21 protein-coding genes are annotated in these 16,675 nt (G+C 43.1%); 13 read left to right on the forward strand and 8 right to left on the reverse strand.

All coding sequences use genetic code 11. From position 1 onward, the window contains the following. Positions 1 to 11: 11 nt before the first annotated feature. The gene (locus tag CZ434_RS16050; RefSeq protein ID WP_077624076.1) at positions 12 to 434 is read right to left on the reverse strand and encodes a pyridoxamine 5'-phosphate oxidase family protein; all 423 of its coding nucleotides are present in this window, start codon (positions 432 to 434) and stop codon (positions 12 to 14) included. Between the two features lie 209 nt (positions 435 to 643). On the opposite strand from CZ434_RS16050, the gene ytzI reads away from it, so the two are divergent. Next, on the forward strand, positions 644 to 793 hold the full coding sequence (gene ytzI / locus CZ434_RS16055) for a YtzI protein (RefSeq protein ID WP_077624077.1): 150 nt from the start codon (positions 644 to 646) through the stop codon (positions 791 to 793). A gap of 110 nt (positions 794 to 903) precedes the next feature. Then, the gene (locus CZ434_RS16060) at positions 904 to 1,638 is read left to right on the forward strand and encodes a YqjF family protein (RefSeq protein ID WP_077624078.1); all 735 of its coding nucleotides are present in this window, start codon (positions 904 to 906) and stop codon (positions 1,636 to 1,638) included. A gap of 54 nt (positions 1,639 to 1,692) precedes the next feature. On the opposite strand, the gene CZ434_RS16065 is transcribed toward CZ434_RS16060, so the two are convergent. Together CZ434_RS16065 and CZ434_RS16070 are read right to left on the reverse strand one after the other, a co-directional pair. Continuing rightward, positions 1,693 to 2,859 (reverse strand): iron-containing alcohol dehydrogenase, encoded by a 1,167-nt coding sequence (locus tag CZ434_RS16065; protein ID WP_077624079.1) that lies wholly within the window; start codon positions 2,857 to 2,859, stop codon positions 1,693 to 1,695. Positions 2,860 to 2,966: 107 nt separating this feature from the next. Beyond that, entirely contained in the window at positions 2,967 to 3,848 is an 882-nt protein-coding gene (locus tag CZ434_RS16070; RefSeq protein WP_077624080.1) for an SDR family oxidoreductase, read from the reverse strand. A gap of 743 nt (positions 3,849 to 4,591) precedes the next feature. On the opposite strand from CZ434_RS16070, the gene CZ434_RS16075 reads away from it, so the two are divergent. From CZ434_RS16075 to CZ434_RS22260, 5 genes are all read left to right on the forward strand, one after another. Then, entirely contained in the window at positions 4,592 to 5,476 is an 885-nt protein-coding gene (locus tag CZ434_RS16075; RefSeq protein WP_077624081.1) for a TetR/AcrR family transcriptional regulator, read from the forward strand. A gap of 10 nt (positions 5,477 to 5,486) precedes the next feature. Beyond that, positions 5,487 to 6,917, forward strand: a complete 1,431-nt coding sequence (locus CZ434_RS16080; protein WP_077624082.1) for a DHA2 family efflux MFS transporter permease subunit — start codon at positions 5,487 to 5,489, stop codon at positions 6,915 to 6,917. A 97-nt stretch (positions 6,918 to 7,014) separates the two neighbouring features. Then, positions 7,015 to 8,349, forward strand: coding sequence for an amino acid permease (locus CZ434_RS16085; RefSeq protein WP_077624083.1), 1,335 nt, complete (start codon positions 7,015 to 7,017; stop codon positions 8,347 to 8,349). 128 nt (positions 8,350 to 8,477) lie between these two features. Then, on the forward strand, positions 8,478 to 8,642 hold the full coding sequence (locus tag CZ434_RS16090) for a YvrJ family protein (RefSeq protein ID WP_077624084.1): 165 nt from the start codon (positions 8,478 to 8,480) through the stop codon (positions 8,640 to 8,642). Between the two features lie 114 nt (positions 8,643 to 8,756). Continuing rightward, positions 8,757 to 8,903 (forward strand): hypothetical protein, encoded by a 147-nt coding sequence (locus CZ434_RS22260; protein WP_179107294.1) that lies wholly within the window; start codon positions 8,757 to 8,759, stop codon positions 8,901 to 8,903. Between the two features lie 4 nt (positions 8,904 to 8,907). On the opposite strand, the gene CZ434_RS16095 is transcribed toward CZ434_RS22260, so the two are convergent. The 3 genes from CZ434_RS16095 to CZ434_RS16105 all read right to left on the reverse strand — a co-directional run bounded on the left by CZ434_RS16095 (position 8,908) and on the right by CZ434_RS16105 (position 10,337). Then, positions 8,908 to 9,540: a LysE family transporter gene (locus CZ434_RS16095; protein ID WP_077624085.1), complete on the reverse strand. Its 633-nt coding sequence runs from the start codon at positions 9,538 to 9,540 to the stop codon at positions 8,908 to 8,910. A gap of 246 nt (positions 9,541 to 9,786) precedes the next feature. Further along, entirely contained in the window at positions 9,787 to 10,035 is a 249-nt protein-coding gene (locus CZ434_RS16100) for a hypothetical protein (RefSeq protein WP_077624086.1), read from the reverse strand. A gap of 20 nt (positions 10,036 to 10,055) precedes the next feature. Further along, positions 10,056 to 10,337: a DUF1292 domain-containing protein gene (locus tag CZ434_RS16105; RefSeq protein WP_077624087.1), complete on the reverse strand. Its 282-nt coding sequence runs from the start codon at positions 10,335 to 10,337 to the stop codon at positions 10,056 to 10,058. A 184-nt stretch (positions 10,338 to 10,521) separates the two neighbouring features. On the opposite strand from CZ434_RS16105, the gene CZ434_RS16115 reads away from it, so the two are divergent. Continuing rightward, on the forward strand, positions 10,522 to 10,941 hold the full coding sequence (locus CZ434_RS16115; RefSeq protein WP_077624089.1) for an organic hydroperoxide resistance protein: 420 nt from the start codon (positions 10,522 to 10,524) through the stop codon (positions 10,939 to 10,941). 53 nt (positions 10,942 to 10,994) lie between these two features. Here CZ434_RS16115 and CZ434_RS16120 read toward each other — a convergent pair whose 3' ends face one another. Next, positions 10,995 to 11,783, reverse strand: coding sequence for an ion transporter (locus CZ434_RS16120; protein WP_077624090.1), 789 nt, complete (start codon positions 11,781 to 11,783; stop codon positions 10,995 to 10,997). Positions 11,784 to 11,896: 113 nt separating this feature from the next. Here CZ434_RS16120 and CZ434_RS16125 point away from each other — a divergent pair, with 113 nt between their 5' ends. The 5 genes from CZ434_RS16125 (at position 11,897) to CZ434_RS16145 (ending at position 15,402) form a co-directional block, all read left to right on the forward strand. Beyond that, positions 11,897 to 12,529, forward strand: a complete 633-nt coding sequence (locus CZ434_RS16125; protein WP_077624091.1) for an SGNH/GDSL hydrolase family protein — start codon at positions 11,897 to 11,899, stop codon at positions 12,527 to 12,529. A 12-nt stretch (positions 12,530 to 12,541) separates the two neighbouring features. After that, the gene (locus CZ434_RS16130; protein WP_077624092.1) at positions 12,542 to 13,015 is read left to right on the forward strand and encodes a GNAT family N-acetyltransferase; all 474 of its coding nucleotides are present in this window, start codon (positions 12,542 to 12,544) and stop codon (positions 13,013 to 13,015) included. Between the two features lie 17 nt (positions 13,016 to 13,032). After that, positions 13,033 to 13,824: a pyrroline-5-carboxylate reductase gene (gene proC / locus CZ434_RS16135; protein ID WP_077624093.1), complete on the forward strand. Its 792-nt coding sequence runs from the start codon at positions 13,033 to 13,035 to the stop codon at positions 13,822 to 13,824. Positions 13,825 to 13,926: 102 nt separating this feature from the next. Then, the gene (locus tag CZ434_RS16140) at positions 13,927 to 14,355 is read left to right on the forward strand and encodes a hypothetical protein (protein ID WP_077624094.1); all 429 of its coding nucleotides are present in this window, start codon (positions 13,927 to 13,929) and stop codon (positions 14,353 to 14,355) included. 12 nt (positions 14,356 to 14,367) lie between these two features. After that, positions 14,368 to 15,402, forward strand: coding sequence for an EAL domain-containing protein (locus tag CZ434_RS16145; RefSeq protein ID WP_077624095.1), 1,035 nt, complete (start codon positions 14,368 to 14,370; stop codon positions 15,400 to 15,402). 41 nt (positions 15,403 to 15,443) lie between these two features. Here the strand turns inward: CZ434_RS16145 and CZ434_RS16150 are convergent, their stop codons facing one another. Next, positions 15,444 to 16,649, reverse strand: coding sequence for a CynX/NimT family MFS transporter (locus CZ434_RS16150; RefSeq protein WP_077624096.1), 1,206 nt, complete (start codon positions 16,647 to 16,649; stop codon positions 15,444 to 15,446). Between the last annotated feature and the right edge of the window lie 26 nt (positions 16,650 to 16,675).

The raw sequence follows: 16,675 nt of genomic DNA on the forward strand, positions 1-16,675 counted from the left end.
CGGATGTTTTTTTATAAATCAAGAATTTGTGGCTCTTTTTCACTTGTATTCATTAAACGGATTGTTTCTGGGGTGATTTTTAAAACAACATAGTTTGGATCTTCTGGACCGTCAAACCATGGATCCAGTTTGTCATTCCAAATCTTTCCCTTGATCTCCGCAGATTCTTCGATAGACGCTTTTCCCTCGATTTCCAGGTAAGAGTCGTCCAGGCCTTCTCCTTTATAACCAATAAGGATATGGACATTGTTATTTTGGTCGATGTCCTCTATCTTATGGGTGTCTTTATCTGTAGCTGAGTACAGAGTTAAGTTGTCATTGAAAAAGGTCATATAGCGGGAGAAAGGCTTGTCATTTTTTACAGTTGATAATGTCCCGATCAAATTACTGTCCAAAATATCTTCTGCTGTTTTTCTGATAGTGCTTTGTTCCATAAACTCACCTCTTTTTTCTTTCTTAATTGTATTTTACCTAAATCCCCCTTTTAAAAACGGGTTTTCTGTTTTTTGGGGAAGAAATAGAATATTTTATTGTGTTAAATAAGATCGATGATATACTTGAAGTGCAGTCTGAAAACTGATGAATAGTTGGGAAATTTCTGATTCTTTGTTTTACGTGAAACATTATCAATGGAGTGATATAGATGATGGTGACTGTTTCGATTATAAGTGTGATCATTGTGGCGCTTGTTATAGGTTTATCGCTTCTGACCACTTCAAAGGGTTATGCTTACAAACACACGATCGACCCTTTGCCACAAGAAACGGAAGAGAAAAGCAATAACAATGATTGAATGTAAGCTGTTGTATCGGATAGTGTCCGGTATGGCAGCTTTTTTGCTGATGTTTAAAAGGGATAAGGATGGGCAAGGAATAACTATCATACAATAGGAGCTGATAGTATATGAGGACGGAAACCAAATGGAAGCCGTGGGTAGCTACTCAAAAGTGGAATGATTTGTTATTTATCCATTGGCCGGTACCATATGAATCGATACGAACTCAGGTACCTGACGAGTTCGAAGTGGAAACTTATGATGGCCAGGCATGGCTCAGTATCGTTCCGTTTTACGGAACGTCTAATCGTTTTCGCGGCATGCCCGGACCCATTCCGTTTAGTTCTTTTTTGGAATTGAATGTCCGTACCTATGTAAATTACAAAGGGGATTCGGGAGTTTACTTTTTTTCACTTGATGCGAGCAGTGACATTGCTGTAGCGGGGGCGAGAAAGTTATTTTCGCTTCCTTATTTCAAGGCGAAAATGAGAAAAGAGCGTAACAAGCATGGAATTTTGTTTACAAGCAGGAGAACGGAAAAAGGTGCCCACCCTGCCTCTTTTTCCGCCCATTATAAACCAATTTCTCAAAAGTCAACTGCGAGAGAAGGGTCACTGACTCACTGGCTTGTAGAAAGGTATTGTCTTTGGACAATAAAGGGGGATAAAGTCTTGAAAGGGCCAATCAAGCACGAGCCTTGGGATGTGCAGGAGGCAATCCTTGATTTGGATATGGATGGGATGGCTGATTTTGTACCGGATTCTTTTTTGGAGGCGGAGCCGATTGTTCAATTTTGCCAGGAGAAAAAAGTCCGTTTTTTCCCGTTTGAGGAAGTAGGTAGAACGGAGAAGACTAGTATTTAATCAAACGTTTGTTTAAAACCCCCAGGGTACTAATCCCTGGGGGTTTACTTGTTCTTAAAGGCTTGCACGTAGGATCTGCAAGGAATCCTCTTTGTTCAATTTTTTGAAGTTGCCAAATTCCGGATTGGCGACGACTGTTTTCTCGGCCATCAATTCGATGCTGTCTTCTGTAATGTCATAATCACGGAGCTGTGACGGCGCATCGATACTGTTCCAGAATTCCCGGAGTTTTTCAATCCCTTCAAGACCGGCTTCTCTATCTGATTTTCCTTCTGGGTCCACATTGAACACACGAACAGCCAGCTGTTTGAAACGTGCCGGGTTTTCATCCAGACAGTGTTTCATCCAATTAGGGAAAATGATTGCCAGGCCACCGCCGTGCGGGATGTCATGAACTGCCGATACAGCATGTTCTAAATTGTGTGTAGCCCAATCGCCGCGGTATCCCATGTTGACTACACCGTTAAGAGCCATTGTTCCATTGTAAAGAATGGTGGCACGATGTTCATAACTTTCCAGGTCATCGAGCAGCTTCGGAGCTGTTTCCATTACGGTAATCAGGATGGACTCTACCATCCGGTCCTGAAGCAACGTGTTGGTCTCATGGTGGAAATAGTGTTCCAAAGCATGGGACATCATATCAACGATTCCGTAAATGGTTTGATTTCTCGGTACAGAGAACGTATTAACTGGATCCAATATGGAAAATTTCGGAAAGGTATGTGGACTTCCCCATCCATATTTTTCGTTTGTTTCCCAGTTAGTGATGACAGAGCCGGCATTCATTTCTGAACCAGTTGCTGCAAGTGTCAGTACGGTACCGAATGGCAAAGCATCATCTGCAGGTGCCTGTTTCGTAACGATGTCCCAAACATCCCCATCATATTTAGCGCCAGCTGCGATTGCCTTTGTACAGTCGATCGTACTCCCGCCGCCGACTGCTAAAAGAAACTCAATACCTTCCGTTTTGCAGATGTCCACCCCTTTTCTGGCAGTGGAAACACGAGGATTGGGCTCTACCCCGGAAAGTTCGAAAACTTCTGCACCAATTTCAGCCAACGTATTTTTAACTTGGTCATATAGTCCGTTACGTTTGATACTTCCGCCCCCATATACCATAAGGACTTTCTTGCCGTACTGGGGTACTTCCGTCTTTAATTGATCTAATTGTCCTTTACCGAAAATCAATTTCGTTGGATTGTAATATGTAAAGTTTTGCATGTTAACATCCTCCTTTACTGATATAATGCCGAACTGTGAAAAGGTTGTAAAGGAATATACTTCAGAACGGGACAGCAGCATATTCCGGAGAATGCTGCTGTCGGTGTTCAGGAGCTCACCATCGTTCCACCATTGACATGGATTATCTGTCCAGATACATAAGAGGAATCAGATGAAGCAAGATAGACATAAGCAGGAGCGAGTTCGTAAGGTTGGCCGGCCCGTTTAAAAGGAACGTCTTTCCCAAACGATGCTACTAAATCTGGAGGAAAACTAGCTGGAATTAAAGGTGTCCAAATCGGCCCGGGAGCAACACCGTTCACCCTGATTTCCTTTTGGGCCAGGTTTTGGGACAATGCCCGGGTAAATGCCACGATTGCCCCTTTTGTTGCAGAGTAGTCAATCAATCTTTTGTTTCCTTCATAGGAGACAACCGATGTAGTATTGATTATGGCATTACCCTTTTCTAGATAGGGAAGAGTTGCTTTTGTTAAGTAGAAAAAGGCGTATATATTTGTTTTGAACGTGTCATCCCATTGTTGATCGCTGATATCCAGTAAACTCTCCTGAGGGAACTGTACACCATGGTTGTTGACTAAAATGTCTATTTTGCCAAAGCACTGGATCGTTTCAGCTGCGACCTCCCGGCAGTTGGAAGGTTCGCGTAAATCCTTCACCAACAGCAAACACCGTCTCCCTAAGGATTCAACCCGTCGTTTGGTCCGATATGCATCGCCATTTTCGTACTCATAGTAATAAACAATCACAATATCGGCCCCTTCTTTAGCAAAAGCAATTGCGGTGGCTGCACCTATTCCGCTGTCCCCACCGGTAATGATGGCGACTTTGTTTTTCAGTTTTCCGGATCCTTTATATTCAGGGTCTTCAATAATCGGTCTTGGAACCATCAGTGATTCGATTCCGGGCTGTTGCGGCTGATGCTGGGGTGGGAATTGACTATATTTCTTGTATGAACGTGATTCATCCATCGATAATAAACCTCCTTTATGAAACCTATACTTTCTAAGTTTATGGCTGTTTCTTCAAAACTTGTTGCTTTTACACAAAAACCATAAACTGCGACATAACTTCAGTGTGGCTTCCTTCCATCCTCTTCGTATTAAATGGTAGGCCAGCGCTACGGAAAAATACTCCCTTTCCGGGGGCAGCACCTCAGCCTCCTCGTGAGCAAAACGCACTCACTGCGGGGTCTTCGGAAGCTGCTCTTCCCCCAGGAGTGTCGCATTTTTCCTCCGCTCAAGATAGACTTTCTGATCAAGTGAGAAGTGGTCCTTCAATATATCTAACATGGGTTATTTCCTCTTCCTATTAAAGAATGCCATTAAAAGCTGCGGTAAAATGCGAGACTCCAACGGGAAAGGAACAGTCTGAAGACCCCGCAGTCGGCGCTTTTTGCCAGCGAGGAGGCTGAAGCGTTCCCCGTGGAAAGCGAGTATTTTACCGCAGCGTTGGGTTAGCACTCAACTAAAATCAGAAGGAGTGAAAACTTCACAAAATAGAATTGTCACTATGTCGCAGTTTCCCTCAATTGTGAAAATGAGTTCGAGGAAGAGGGGGGTTAGTGTCGTTTTTGGTTTGCTTGGGGATGGTGATTGATTTGTTCAGTTTTTTAAATTGACACGTGCTGTTCACGGTAATATAATGCACAATAGTCTCTTATAAAACTAACCGGTTCTGTATTGACCGATAAGTCATAAAAGGTGATGATTCGATGAATGATAAAAAAATAAAAATTATGGAATCCGCCATAAAGCACTTCTCGAGAAAAGGGTATTTTTCCACATCGATGCAGGAGATTGCCGAAGACTGCCGCATTTCTAAAGGCTCTCTGTATAAATATTTTGATTCCAAGGAAGACCTGCTGATTCAATTGTTTGAGTACAATCATGGGAAAATGTTTGAAAGGGCAAGAAACATCCATTTAGACAACTCCTTGTCACCAAGTGAAGTGTTTATCAGAACCATTGTGATCGAACTGGAGGGAATGCTCGAAAATCGGGATTTTTTCAACGTGTTGTATAAGTCCCTCCCTAAAAAGGACGATGGTCAAATTTTAAGTCTGATGAAGCGCACGAGGATGGCCATGATCAAATGGCACAAAAATTTGCTCCTGAAGGCATATGCGGAACAAGCAGAGCCATTTATTTGGGATTTGACCATTGCCTTTCAAGGAATGGTCAAAGAGTTTATCCAGATGACTGTCCAAGAGCGGAAACCAGTCCAGTTGGAAAGAGTGGCAGAGTTTATCGTCCATGCCTTAGATGCAATGGTAGAAAAAAGGCTGGAAGAAAGTCCTGTCTTCACCCCGCATTTAATGAAAGAATATGAGGAATTTGATTTTGAAAATCAAACAATCGACAAAGCCTTTACAATTGATTCGTTAATATCTGAGTTAAAAGAAAAAATTGAGCAGCTTAATGTCCCGGAGGAGGAAAAACAGGAATTGGCAGAGGCGGTTGATTATCTTGCACATGAGAAAGAAGAGACGCAACCCCGGCCGTTTTTAATGAAATCACTGCTTCTCTTCCTCGAAAGACAAGAGGCATTACAAAGCATTGTCCACAAAATCGATAGATCGTTAAAAGTTAAGGAATAGGAGTGATTACATGGGAGAAGAAAACCCGGTTGTCGAAAATAGATTTCCAATTGTCGCCGTACTGATTGCAGGTGCGTTTGTCGCTATATTGAACCAAACTTTGATGGCTACTGCCATTCCTCATATTATGAGTGATTTTCAAATCTCCGAAAATACTGCTCAATGGTTAACAACCATTTTCATGCTGGTCAATGGGATCATGATTCCGATAACAGCCTTTTTAATTGAAACTTTCACCACAAGGAAATTGTTCCTTTCAGCCATGACCTTGTTTGCTGTCGGAACGTTGATATGCGGCATTGCTCCTTCCTTTTTTCTCTTAATGGTAGGGAGAGTCATACAAGCGGCTGGTGCAGGAATTATGCTGCCATTGATGATGACCGTATTTTTGACGATATTTCCGATTGAAAAACGGGGGGCTGCAATGGGAAACGTAGGACTTGTTATCTCATTTGCTCCGGCTATCGGGCCGACTTTATCCGGATGGATTGTAGAGACGTATCCTTGGAGGCTCATGTTTTTTATCATTTTGCCAATAGTTATTATCGATATCATCTTTGCATATTTTGCCCTTAAAAATGTGACAAGCAGAACGTTCCCGAAAGTGGATATCCTTTCCATACTCCTTTCTTCTTTAGGGTTCGGTGGACTATTGTATGGTTTCAGCAGTGCCGGGAACAGCGGGTGGGACAGTACCCAGGTGGTTGTCTCCCTGGCTGTAGGGGCAGTTTCGCTCACACTGTTCATCTTACGTCAGTTCAAACTGGAACAACCCATTTTGGAGTTCAGAGTGTTTAAGTACAAGACATTCACCATTACGACTGCTATAGGAATGATCGTTTTCATGGGGTTAATCGGGTCTGAAACGATTCTACCCATCTATATGCAGAATATGATGAACTACTCGGCTTTAGAGTCCGGGATTATGATTATGCCCGGGGCCCTGCTGATGGGTTTCATGTCTCCAATAACAGGAAGAATTTTCGATAAGGTGGGGGCCCGTTGGCTGGCGATAATCGGATTGACAATTATGACTGTGACAACGTTTCTATTCACCAATTTATCGACTGAAACATCGCTGGTCTACTTAACCGTCGTGTTTGGCATCAGGATGTTCGGTATGTCGATGGTTATGATGCCTGTCACCACTGCTGGATTGAACCAGCTTCCATTAAAATTGATTCCCCATGGCACGGCAATGAACAATACGATGCGACAAGTTGCAGCATCTATTGGAACAGCTATCCTGGTTACTGTCATGACAAGTGCAGCTCTTGATGCGGGTGAAAGTGCCACAGCTTCTGAATTGATTCACGGTGTGAATGTAGCGTTTTGGGTGGCAACTGTTTTATCCGTAGTTGGCCTGTTGTTATCCTTGTTCATCAAAGGAACGACACCTGCCCAGGAAAGAGCCGCACAAGCCGAAAACAGGGAAGCATGACTTAAAGGAAGAACTGGATAAACAGTCAAGGGTTATTTGCTGAATAAATCCCTCCGTTCTCTGCAACAATAAGGCAGATGAACGGAGGGATTTTTCTATGGGCAAAACTAAACAGAAAAAAATTAAATGGTGGCAGCTTTCTCTGATCGGTATTGGCTGTATTATCGGAACGGGTTATTTTCTAGGTTCAAGCATTGCGATTAAGCAAGGCGGACCTTCTGTATTGCTTGCATTTATCTTGGCTGCTGCCGGTACATATATCGTATTTGATTCATTGGCACGGTTGACTGCCGAGCATCCTGTTGAAGGCTCTTTCCGGACATATGCCAAAAAAGCCTTCGGTCATTGGGCCGGTTTCAGCAATGGCTGGGTGTACTGGTCTTCTGAAATGTTGATTATGGGCAGCCAGTTGACTGCCTTGGGAATCTTTTCACAGTTCTGGTTTCCTAATGTGCCACTATGGGTTCTGGCATGTATTTATGGAGGACTTGGGTTAATCGTCATTTTAACGGGTGTCAGCGGGTTTGAGAAGTTTGAAAACATCTTCGCAGTGGTGAAAGTCGCAGCAATTGTGATGTTTATCATTATTGCAGTCCTGGCAGTGACCGGAGTGTTGAATGGCCACAAAGAAGCTGCTTCTTTTTCTTTAGGTTACAGCGGATTTTTCCCAAATGGCTTGATTGGTTTTTGGACAGCATTAATCTTTGCTTTTTACGCATTTGGAGGAATAGAAGTGATGGGGATTATGGCAAATGAATTAAAAGAACCTAAGGAGGCACCCAAAGCAGGTAAAGTGATGCTCTTTTCCCTTGCCTTTGTTTACATCCTTTCGCTCGGCCTTGCTCTGTACTTAGTGCCTTGGGATCGTTTTTCTACCGATGAAAGCCCCTTTATACTGGCATTGGATAAATACCATATTTCATTTGTCCCCCACGTTTTCAATGGCGCTTTGATTATCGCCGGCTTTTCCACAATGGTAGCGTCTTTATTCGCGATTACGACGATACTTGTCAGCTTGTCCAAAGATGGAGATGCTCCCGCATTTTTTTCAAAGGTCAGCAAACGAAACATGCCATACCGGGCTCTCGGCATGACCACCTGCGGGCTTATCCTTTCGATTGTCGTTTCCTTGTTGCTGCCGGAGAAAATTTATGAGTATTTTACGACTGCAGCTGGGTTGATGCTTTTGTACACATGGCTGTTTATCCTTTTATCCTTCAGAAAGCTGATGGAGCCGTCGGGTGTACAAGCGGTTATTCGTTATATTGGTATATTTCTCATCTTATTGGCGGTAACCGGTACTTTGTTTCACAATACGAGCAGACCTGGCTTTTTTGTCAGCGTAGGTTTCCTTGCTGTCATCGGCCTGGTTACATTGGCAATGAGAAAGAAATGGAAAAAGCCTGATAATGAGGGCTCTCTCTTCCGCTGACATGGATTTATAAAGAACAGAGGGTGGTTGTCCGGTTCATCTCCTTGATTTTCAACATATAAAGAAGCAAGCCTCTTATTAGAGTGCTTGAAATCTTAATATGGTGGGAACCAGGAGGGGGTTGGATTATGTTCGAGAACTTTAATTACATCCAACTAATCAGCAATTTAGGTTTTCCGATAGCTATTACAATTTACTTGCTGCATCGCTTCGAAAAACGCATCAAAGAGCTAGAACGAGCAGTAACCGAATTGGTGAAAATCATCGAAAATCAACACCATCATCACGACTAATTCATCTTATTTAGAACGCATGACCTGCTAGTATAGATGCCAACGTTGTATTGGCGACTGGGTCGCATCATATTCGGTTAGGTATTGCCTTATCTCTTTGTGGAGTTTGAGGGGATGCAGAATTGCCTCAAACTATTCGAAGACCCATCTGGGCCTGACAGCCATCAGGAAAAAGGGGAAGCAGCTGCTTCCCCTTTTTTTGAAGAGGAGACGTGCAAGATAATTATGATGGTTTATTTACAATTCAGGATGGAACGTTGAACGGTTAAAAATGGAACAATGCCTGTAACGCCTGGTAACCGAAGTAAATTCCGAAACCCACCAAAGAAAGACCTGATAAAAAAGATATCCATACCAATGTCTTCTTTGTTAATAAATTCCGGAAACTGCTAGCGATCAGCGCCATCGTAATATCCCAGATGACAAGGCCGGTAATGACGGCACAACTGTATAAAATAAGGTGGAAGGTATCATACTGTGATGCTGTTTTTGCAAGTATTGACCCATAGATGCCGAGCCAGAACAGAATGGTCAATGGGTTGGACAGGGCGAGGAAGAATCCGGTGAAAAAGGTTTTTGTCAGGGATACCTGTTCATCACGGGATTGTTCTGTAGTTATATGCTTGGCCCCTGCCATGCTTTCCACGCCAGTGTACAAAAGGACAAAACAACCAAATGACCAAAGGAATGTTTTCATAAAGGATGTTTCCAGAAAATGGACTATGCCTAGATAGACGGTGATCATATACAAAATATCAGCAGTTACAGAACCAAGTCCGATCAGCCATGCATGGAGGAAGCCATTCTTTATACCCTTGTCCAGCTGAGCTGCATTGATTGGTCCTATTGGGGCTGCTAAAGAAAGTCCTAAAAAAACATAACTGAAAAATATCGCCAATTTATCCACTCCTCCTAGATATCTATGCAACCGACCGCAAAAGTTCCTGCCTGTTTGTGCCTGTAGGCTCTCCATAAACAGGCTTGTACATCATATGCGATGGGAAAGTGCGTTAGTACCATAATGGAGTATGGGGGAGTGACTGGTTTTATTCAACGGCGGAGTCTTTGTATCTGACAGGAACTGTATGAATAAAGGAAATTAAAAAAGCTCCCCAACGATTAGGTTGGAGAGCTTCCTGTTAATTCAGTGCAGGCGCAATGATTGTTGGGTTTCTTGCAGCAGTCTTAATAAATCGGAAGCTGCCTGCAATTTCCGCCTGTCATCCTCTGAGCAGCTATCTAATTCCCTGATGGCATTGGAAAGTTGTTGTTCTGCATAATTCAAGTGATTTTGAGACTCCGTGTAGCCGGCTGGGTTCGACTGGGCAAGTTCCACCCAATTGCGGGCTCTGTCCACAGCCTCCATTGCCTCTTGAATTTGGTGTTGTGTCAATGGTCTTGCCTCCTGCTCACTCAATGTGTTTCGTCGATATCCTCAGCCAGTGCTTCTTCATAGGCATTCATTAATTTGTCCATTTCCTCTTCCGATACATCCAGCAGGAATTCTTCATCATCTTCGTGTAGAATCCTTTTCATTTTCATATTTTCGCCAGAAGAATACAATACATATTCTTTGTTGTCCATCTCGATGACGGCATCTACATCATATAATTCCTCGTTACCGGCTTCATCTTCTATGATCAGGTTTTCGTAATCTTTCTCAGAATTGTTAGTTTCTGGTTGGTTTGGCTGCATGGGTTTCACCTCTCATACGTTTTTCTTAGCTTTTGTAAAGAACGTGTTTATTATGCAGGACAGATACGTCGGCCTCAGGATATTTACAGGATATTTACAGGAAAAGTTTGGAGAAAAAGTGTTTAAAATAAATGAGAATAAGGAAAATATACAAGTAGAATTCAAATTCGAAGGAGTGGTCTGAATGAGTGATGTACTTTTTACTTCCCAAGCGACAGCAAAAGGCGGCAGGAATGGAAGCGTGAAATCTGATGATGGTGTTATCGATTTAAACCTGGTCAACCCGGCGGAGGACTCTTCAAGCAAGGGTTCAAATCCGGAACAGCTTTTTGCAGCAGGTTACTCTGCATGTTTCGATGGCGCTTTGAACTTAGTGGCTGGCAAACAGAAAAAGGATATTGATTCTACAATTACAGCTGATGTTGACTTTATGAAAGACCCGGAAGACAACGGCTTCAAAATCGGCGTGACATTAAATGCCGAAATTAAAGGTGTTAGCCAGCAAGAGGCAGAGGAGCTGGTGGAAAAAGCGCACGAAGTATGTCCGTATTCCAAGGCGACCCGCGGAAATATTGAAGTTAAGCTGAATGCTAAAGCTGTTTAACAGGAAAAAAATGAAAAACCTTTCCGGACTAGGCCGGGAAGGTTTTTTTACGTTTATTTTTCCATTTTTTTAAGCATTTCTTTCAGTTCTGCTAATTCCTTTTGGACTTTGTCGAGCCTGACATCTGTCGGGTTAGGATGATCTGCTTTATTGGCTTCTTCCACATTATTGACAATCACCCCTACAAATAAGTTGAATATGACAAAGGTGCCAATCAAGATAAAAGTGACAAAATACCACCAGGAGGATGGATCTTCGGCGAGGATAGGACGCATGACTCCACTTGCCCATGATTCCAAGGTGACCACCTGGAAAAGGCTCAGCAAAGACTGATGCAATGTTCCGAAATATTCTGGAGCAATCGATGAATATAACATCGTGCCGATTACACCATATATGTAAAAGAAAATCGATAAAAGCAATAAAATGGTACCCATTGAAGGTATAGTCATCAAGAGTGCGTTGACCATTCTTCTCAAAGAAGGAATGACCGATACGGCTCTCAGCACCCTTAGAATACGAAGAATTCTCAATACTGTTACATAGTGGGCCCCTACTAACAAATGCCCTCCCGCCACAATGACAAAATCAAACACATTCCATGGTTCTTTGAAGAAGGTCTTTAGTGATCTGCTGCCAATCAGCCTGATAACGATTTCTATAGTGAACAGCCAGAGAAGAATCCGGTCTGCTGCATATAACCAGCTTGAATAATTGGCCATAACGGAAGAATAGGTTTCCAAGCCTATTAAAATAGCATTGATTAATATTAAGAAAATGACTGTGTTTGTGAACAGCTTATGATGGGATAGATTGTAAAAAGTTTCTTTTATAGTTTTCATTATGTAAGTGTAGCCTCCTTCTTTTAATATTTTACTAATACAATAATTGACTGTCACCTTTTGAGTATAGTTAACTTGAAAGAGATGTGAAAAAATTTGGGGAGGCTGCAAGGATGCATACTAATAAGCGAATTGTATTCATAGGGGACAGCATAACGGATTCCGGCAGAAGAGAAGATCAAGAAGGAATAGGGAATGGATATGTCCGATTGATCCGGGATTACTTTTTGACGGAGGAAGACGCTGAACATTTGGAAGTGGTCAATAAGGGAGTAAGCGGTGACAAAGTCACGGAGCTGGCTGTCCGATGGGAAGAAGATGTTATCAGTCAATCTCCGGATTATGTATCCGTATCAATCGGCATCAACGACGTGTGGCGGCAGCTGGATCACCCGGAAATGGAACCGGTATTGCCGGAACGCTTTGAACAAATTTACGTTGCATTATTAGAACAATTAAAAAAAGAAACGAAAGCTTTGCCGATTCTCATGGAACCTACCATTATTGAAGAAAATACGGACTCAGCAGGTAATCAGAAATTAAAGCCGTATGTGGAAATCGTACAAAGGCTCGCTGAGAAGTATGATGGAATCCTTGTGCCAACACATGCAGCATTTATATCCTTTTTGGAACACCAGAAGACATCAGCGTTGACGACAGATGGTGTCCATATGAATTCGGTCGGAGACATGCTGATGGCAAAAACATGGTTGCAGGCATGCAGAGAAAGTATGCTGGAGCATTAAAGGAGGAACAACATGTTTAAAATCAGGGAGGGTAAAATGGAGGATTTTAAGCAGATCCTGCCGATTTACCGAGAACAGCACCAACTGCGAGTTGACGAACAACCGGATTATTACAAAGAAACAGACACACCGATCACAGAGGAATATTTAACTCATGTACTGGAAGATGACCATACAAGGATGTATGTAGTTGAAAATGCCGGCAGTTTGGTTGCCTTCACAGTCTTCCATTATTTTTCTAATCAAGAGACTGTTTCCACTAAGGAGTATGTCACCGTCATGGTGGATGAGTTCTATGTAACAAAAGAAAACTTGCGAAAGGGCATCGACCAACATTTGTTTGAAAAGATAAAACGGTTTGCTGCCGGAAAAGGTGCAAAGGAAATCAAGATGGAAATACCGGTTTCCCGGGAGGAGACCATTGAATATTACGAAGAAAGACTTCGCTTGAAACCAAAAACGAAAACACTGTCATATCGTGTATAGCAAAGGGGAAGTAAGGGATGACTGGTAAAAAGAAAGTGCTCTTCATCGGAGCAGGACGCATGGCCCAGGCGATCATTGGTGGGCTTGTAAAGAAAGAAGAATTTTTCATATGGGCTGCCAATAACGGTAATCAAGAGAGACTGGAGTATGTCAGGGATACATATCAAATCGACATTACCCGTGATTGGGTCTATCAGATCGACAACATAGATATCGTTGTGCTGGCCATGCCGCCGGAATCTCATGACCAGATTTTGAAAGAGTTGTATCGATACGTTAATGGACAGCTTATCGTAACTGTCGCTGCCGGTATTGCGCCTTCCTATCTAGAAGACCGCCTTCCCGTTGGAACACCGACTGCCTGGATAATGCCGAATACTGCAGGGAAAATTGGCCAGTCCATGACCCTCTATGCTCCTGGCCGGTACGCAAAAGAACAACATCTTCACGTCATCGAGTCCCTGCTTGCGGGCATTGGGTTGTTCGAAAAAGTAACGGAAGAGCAAATACATCAATTGACCGCAATCACCGGAAGTGCGCCAGCTTTCATTTATAAGGTGGCTGAATCTTTAACAGAGATGGCAGCCGAAACAGGGATTTCGACTGCCCAGGCAAGAAAACTAGTCTCCCAGATGATATTCGGTTCAGCGGCAATGTTGAGAACAGGAGAAGATCCTGCCCAACTCACCGGAGAAGTTGCTACGCCAGGCGGATCTACTGCTGTTGGGCTTGAAGTGCTTAAGGATTATCACTTGGATGAAATGTTAAAGGAAGCAATCGAGGCTTGCCGTCAGAAGAGCCGGGACTAGTCGAAGTTACTCGTTTAAAACTTTTCTCCTGAATGACTTTCCTATAAGATGATAGAAAAGCCTTTCAGAGGCATCCTTTAATTTAGAGAAAGAGGGAAATGTTTGAGAACAATCCGGAATTTAATCATTATTCTGTCTATACTCGGTACTCTTGGTTATATTGTTGTTCACTTTGGTGCAGATTTCGTAGCGAATTTGACAATGGACAAAGTAAGAGAAGGCATGGACTTAAATTCAGAAGAACTGAATGGAACAAAGACGTTGGAAAAAAATCCAGAGCTGCAGGCTTTTCTTGCTGATGTACCAGAAATAGATCAAAGCAGCCTGCCGTTCGATACCAAAGAAGAAGCGGTGAAAAAATTAGCTCCGAAATTCAGCATCGGTGAATTGCAAGAGCTGCGGGAATATGCAGGGACATCCATGACAGAAGATCAACAAGAAGAACTGTTGAACAAGCTGAAGGAGAAGCTGACCAAACAAGAGATAGATGCAGTGAAAGTGATCCTCTATAAAGAACTCTATCAACAATAAGGAAGTGTGGGAATGAGCACTAGAAAAAAATGTGTGGAATGCGGATTGCCGTTTTCCATTCATGACAGAGGATATTTATACTTATACACAAAATCTTCAGCCGAGGATGCTATTGAATTTGCAGAAATTCCTTTTGAAGAGCTGGACTGGCACTTGGTCAGGGCCGGCTATTACAGCAAGGATCATTTAAAAGACTTGGTCCAGACCGTTCAACATAGGACAGAAACCGAGTGGCTTGCCTATACTGGAACAGAGGAACAGATAAAACAGCCAATGATACCGCTCGGCAAACTTGCACAGCGGCTGGAGAATGAACAAGTAGTGAATTTTATTGCAACGGGGCAGTTTGTCAATCATTTTCAGCCGATTGTTTCTTTATCTGATTACCATGTTTATGGATATGAATCTTTGCTTCGCAGTGGCGAAAGGGAAATCAATGTTTCACCCGTGCAGTTATTCGAAGTGGCGCAGAACACGGGGTTGAATTCTTTATTGGATCAGAAAGCCAGGGAAACCGCCATTAGGTCGAGAGTGAATAATATTCCACATGGAGTGAAAAGTTTTATTAATTTCCTGCCATCTACTATCTATAATCCGGCATTTTGTTTGAGGCACACTTTTTCAGTGGTAGAAAAGTATGATGTAGCACCGGACAATCTTGTTTTCGAAGTGGTGGAAACAGAGAAAATCAACAATATCCCTTTACTCAAGGATATACTTGATACGTATAAAGAATCCGGAGTGAAAGTTGCTCTGGATGATTTGGGGTCCGGATTTGCAACAGTGGAAATGCTGAAAACCTTGTCACCGGATTATGTGAAAATAGACCGTTCTTACGTTTCCTATTGCGATCAATCCAGAGAAAAACAACAGTTCCTTGAAGAAGTAATGAGAATCGCCCGTGGCATGGGAATCAGAGTGCTTGCGGAAGGTATTGAAAGAAAAGAGGAATTGGAATACTGCCAATCTATCCAAGTGGATTTGGCACAGGGTTACTACATAGGTAAGCCGGAGGCAGAACCTTTAAGAGAAATCCAGTTCAATTGAAAAATCCGGAAGACCCCGATATGAGGTCTTCCGGATTTTCTTTATGATGACTGGTCCGATACAACATGTTGATCTCTTCCTGCCCCTAATCCGAAACCGGCCATTACAAGGGAAACGATTAGAATTGTAAAGAGCGGTGCAGACCAATTTTGTGTGGCATCGTAAAGGTAACCGATCACGATGGGTCCGGTAGCAGCGAGCAGGTAGCCGAAGGATTGAGCCATACCCGACAATTCGGCGGCCTGCCTGTGGTTGGCAGAACGCATGCTGAGGAAAGCGAGGGCAAGGCTTATACTCGCTCCCAAGGCAAATCCGATCAAGGTGATAGAAAAGACCAAAAACGGCAAGGAATTTCCCAGTAATAAGCCACCGTAACCTGTAAGTGCAAAGCAACCTATAGCCAATATGATCCCTTGCTGATTCTTGAAGCGACCTGCAATAATAGGCGCCAGAAAGGTTGCCGGCAGACTTATGAACTGCATGTAGGAAAGCAGCCAACCCGCAGTTCCAATCGCGAGCCCAAAGTCATGCAATATTTCCGGAAGCCATGAAATCGTTACATAAAATAAAAAGGATTGGGTCCCCATGAATAATGTGACCTGCCATGCAAGCGGTGATTTGATCAAATCATTGCTGGAAGGTTTGAAAAAATGCTGTACGGTCTCAGGCTGTGTCCGGGAAGAGGGCAACAAATAGAGCCAGATCAGAATCCCGATTCCAACTAAGCCGGCCCAACTGAACAAGGACAATTGCCACCCTAAGTCCAAGTTGTTTGCCAACGGAACACTGAGCCCTGAAGCCAGGGCTGCGAATGTCGACATACAAGTAGAGTACACACTTGTCATCAAACCTACTTTATCAGGGAACTTCTCTTTGATGAGGCCTGGAAGCAAGACGTTGCAAATAGCAATACCCATCCCGATCATCGTCGTACCCATGTATAAAGTGAAGGTAAAGGCGATCGAACGGACGCTGATGCCGATGAGCAGAAAGACAAGCCCGAAGAGAAGTGCCCGTTCATTTCCCACTTTTCTGCTGATCGCAGGGGCAATCGGTGATATGAAAGCAAAGGCCAGCAACGGCAGGCTTGTGATCAATCCAGCGCTCCAATTTGAAAGTCCGATGGCATCACGGATCGTTCCGATTAACGGACCGACAGAAGTAATTGCGGGCCTCAAATTGAATGCGACAAAGATAATACCGATTATAAGTAATTTGTGATGATGTCTAACGAGAAAACTGGACATGTCGATATACTCCTGAATTAATTTGT

Origin of the sequence: Sediminibacillus massiliensis, from assembly GCF_900156915.1 — a bacterium.
Taxonomy (GTDB): domain Bacteria; phylum Bacillota; class Bacilli; order Bacillales; family Amphibacillaceae; genus Sediminibacillus_A; species Sediminibacillus_A massiliensis.

Bases quoted from the DNA above. Each gene is read 5' to 3' on its own strand.
- CZ434_RS16050 (WP_077624076.1), bottom strand. From the start codon at position 434: ATGGAACAAAGCACTATCAGAAAAACAGCAGAAGATATTTTGGACAGT.
- ytzI (WP_077624077.1), top strand. From the start codon at position 644: ATGATGGTGACTGTTTCGATTATAAGTGTGATCATTGTGGCGCTTGTT.
- CZ434_RS16060 (WP_077624078.1), top strand. From the start codon at position 904: ATGAGGACGGAAACCAAATGGAAGCCGTGGGTAGCTACTCAAAAGTGG.
- CZ434_RS16065 (WP_077624079.1), bottom strand. From the start codon at position 2,859: ATGCAAAACTTTACATATTACAATCCAACGAAATTGATTTTCGGTAAA.
- CZ434_RS16070 (WP_077624080.1), bottom strand. From the start codon at position 3,848: ATGGATGAATCACGTTCATACAAGAAATATAGTCAATTCCCACCCCAG.
- CZ434_RS16075 (WP_077624081.1), top strand. From the start codon at position 4,592: ATGAATGATAAAAAAATAAAAATTATGGAATCCGCCATAAAGCACTTC.
- CZ434_RS16080 (WP_077624082.1), top strand. From the start codon at position 5,487: ATGGGAGAAGAAAACCCGGTTGTCGAAAATAGATTTCCAATTGTCGCC.
- CZ434_RS16085 (WP_077624083.1), top strand. From the start codon at position 7,015: ATGGGCAAAACTAAACAGAAAAAAATTAAATGGTGGCAGCTTTCTCTG.
- CZ434_RS16090 (WP_077624084.1), top strand. From the start codon at position 8,478: ATGTTCGAGAACTTTAATTACATCCAACTAATCAGCAATTTAGGTTTT.
- CZ434_RS22260 (WP_179107294.1), top strand. From the start codon at position 8,757: ATGCAGAATTGCCTCAAACTATTCGAAGACCCATCTGGGCCTGACAGC.
- CZ434_RS16105 (WP_077624087.1), bottom strand. From the start codon at position 10,337: ATGCAGCCAAACCAACCAGAAACTAACAATTCTGAGAAAGATTACGAA.
- CZ434_RS16115 (WP_077624089.1), top strand. From the start codon at position 10,522: ATGAGTGATGTACTTTTTACTTCCCAAGCGACAGCAAAAGGCGGCAGG.
- CZ434_RS16120 (WP_077624090.1), bottom strand. From the start codon at position 11,783: ATGAAAACTATAAAAGAAACTTTTTACAATCTATCCCATCATAAGCTG.
- CZ434_RS16125 (WP_077624091.1), top strand. From the start codon at position 11,897: ATGCATACTAATAAGCGAATTGTATTCATAGGGGACAGCATAACGGAT.
- CZ434_RS16130 (WP_077624092.1), top strand. From the start codon at position 12,542: ATGTTTAAAATCAGGGAGGGTAAAATGGAGGATTTTAAGCAGATCCTG.
- proC (WP_077624093.1), top strand. From the start codon at position 13,033: ATGACTGGTAAAAAGAAAGTGCTCTTCATCGGAGCAGGACGCATGGCC.
- CZ434_RS16145 (WP_077624095.1), top strand. From the start codon at position 14,368: ATGAGCACTAGAAAAAAATGTGTGGAATGCGGATTGCCGTTTTCCATT.
- CZ434_RS16150 (WP_077624096.1), bottom strand. From the start codon at position 16,649: ATGTCCAGTTTTCTCGTTAGACATCATCACAAATTACTTATAATCGGT.